The sequence below is a fragment of the uncultured Campylobacter sp. genome (assembly GCF_938030815.1).
In the GTDB taxonomy this organism is placed as follows: Bacteria; Campylobacterota; Campylobacteria; order Campylobacterales; family Campylobacteraceae; genus Campylobacter_B.
The window spans coordinates 1-2,170 of the sequence record NZ_CALHII010000174.1; the positions used below are offsets into that span (position 1 = coordinate 1).

Annotated in this window: 2 protein-coding genes; one reads left to right on the top strand and one right to left on the bottom strand. The window is 44.5% G+C overall.

The window, feature by feature from the left end:
* Positions 1 to 108: 108 nt before the first annotated feature.
* Positions 109 to 1,293: a TRAP transporter substrate-binding protein DctP gene (gene dctP, locus Q0277_RS06780; protein WP_297996735.1), complete on the bottom strand. Its 1,185-nt coding sequence runs from the start codon at positions 1,291 to 1,293 to the stop codon at positions 109 to 111.
* Positions 1,294 to 1,414: 121 nt separating this feature from the next.
* Here dctP and Q0277_RS06785 point away from each other — a divergent pair.
* On the top strand, positions 1,415 to 2,170 hold a 756-nt coding region (locus Q0277_RS06785; RefSeq protein ID WP_297996737.1), incomplete at its 3' end, for an FAD-dependent oxidoreductase.

The following is a 2,170-nucleotide window of genomic DNA, read 5'->3' on the forward strand; positions in this document are numbered from 1 at the left end:
CTAAATTGCCTAAATTGCCTAAATTGCCGATCAATTTAAGCCGCATACACCTTTATCTGGCGCTTAGTTTAGCCGCGCGGCATAAAAACGCAGATAAAAAATGAAGCGCTATTTCGTCTGATTATCCTCGTTTTTTGGTGCGGCAGTGCTTGCATTTATCTCGCTGGCTGCGCTATTTACGGGCTCAGGGATAGAGATTTTTTTCACCGAAGCGGTGAAATTCTGCTCGGCTTCAACGTCGCCCGTTTTTTCGATATATGTAAAATCGCCCATCTTCGTCCACGTTCTAGCTTTAGCTAAAAACGCCTTTTGGCTCTCCCAAATCTCTTTGAAATCGGGATTTTTCTCGCTTTCTTCGGCTAAAATTTCATCCGTCGCCTTGCGAAGCGCACGCATAATTTCAGGCGAAAAAGAGCGAATCTGAACGTTCGGATATTTCTTTTTGATCTCGTCCCAAATTATTACGTTTTTATAAAACGTCTCGTTTTCTGCGTATTCGCGCGCCTTTGCGATAGAGGCTTCCAGGATATTTTGCAAATCCTTAGGAAGCTTCTGCCAAGTTTGTAGATTTATCACTATCTGCTGCTCGCTAGCAGGTTCTTGCCATCCCGTATAATAGTAATTTGCGACCTTGTGAAAGCCTAGAGGTATATCAAAGCTAGGACTTGCCCACTCTACCGCATCAATGGTGCCCATCTCTAGCGCCATATATAGCTCACCTACCGGTATCGTAGCGACTGCGACGCCAAGGCGGCTCATAACCTCCCCGCCAAAGCTTGGAATTCTAAATTTAAGCCCTTTTAAATCGTCTAGCGTATTAATCTCTTTTTTAAACCAACCACCCATCTGCATACCGCTATTTAGGATATTAAAGACCTTTAGATTGCTTTTAGCATAGAATTTATCGGCTAGCTCCTTGCCTCCGCCGAAGTAATACCAAGCGTGCTGTTCGTCTTTCGTCATACCAAAAGGCACCGTCGTAAACAGCATATTTGCGCTATTTTTACCTTTATAATAGTAGCTCGCAGTATAGCCTAAATCGTATTGTCCGTTTTTGACCATATCATAGATTGCAAAAGGTGCTTTATGTTTGCTAGGCGCGTCGATACTGATTTTCAGCCTGCCATCAGACATACTATCTGCAAGATCTGCCATACGCTTGGCGACATCGCCTACGATAGGCATACTAAGCTCGTAAGTCTGAGCTAGCTTAAGGCGATAAACTTTCTTATCTGCGCCCCACAGCGACGTGGCTATAATCAAACTTAATCCGACAAGAATCGATTTTTTCATATACTACTCCCAAAATGAAATGGTGCGAATTTTATATAAAATCATCTAAATTCACGCTTTTATAACTAGCTTTTAAGCGAAATTTTCGCACAATTGCAGCCAAATTCGATAAGGAAAGGGCATGCAAGAAAAACATTACGAAGTAATCATCATAGGCGGCGGTATCACGGGCAGCGCGCTAGCATACGTGCTGGCAGAATTTAGCGGGATCAAAAATATCGCTCTACTTGAAAAATACGAAGGGCTTGCGACGCTAAATTCTAAAGCCAGCGCAAACTCTCAGACGATTCATTGCGGCGACATCGAGACCAACTACGACCTGCAAAAAGCAGCAGAAGTCAAGCGCAAGGCGGATATGATCGTGAAATATTGCCAAAAGCACGGATATGAGAATAAATTTTTATTTCAAGGGCAGAAAATGGCTCTTGGCGTGGGCGAAAGTGAGGTAGAGCTAATTAAAGACCGCTTTGAGAAATTTAAAGAGCTTTATCCGTATCTGCAGCTTTTTGGCAAGGAAGAGCTCAAAAAAATCGAGCCCAAGCTAGTTTTTGACGGGCGCGGTGAGGAGCGAGCGGAGGATATCGTAGCAATGGGCGTGCAATCGGGAGTTTACACGACGATCGATTACGGCGCGATGGCGAATTCCTTCGTGCAAAACGCTAAAAACGTGGAGGGCAAAACCTGCGATCTGTACCTAAACACCGAAGTGCAAAACATCACTAAAGTAGGCGATAAGTTCTATATCCGCACAGCAAATAGACTCTCGTTAAGCGCTGATTTTGTAGTCGTAGATGCGGGCGCCCACTCGCTGTGGCTAGCGCACAAAATGGGGCTTGGGCAGGATCTTAGCACGATTTGCATCGCAGGCAGCTTCTAT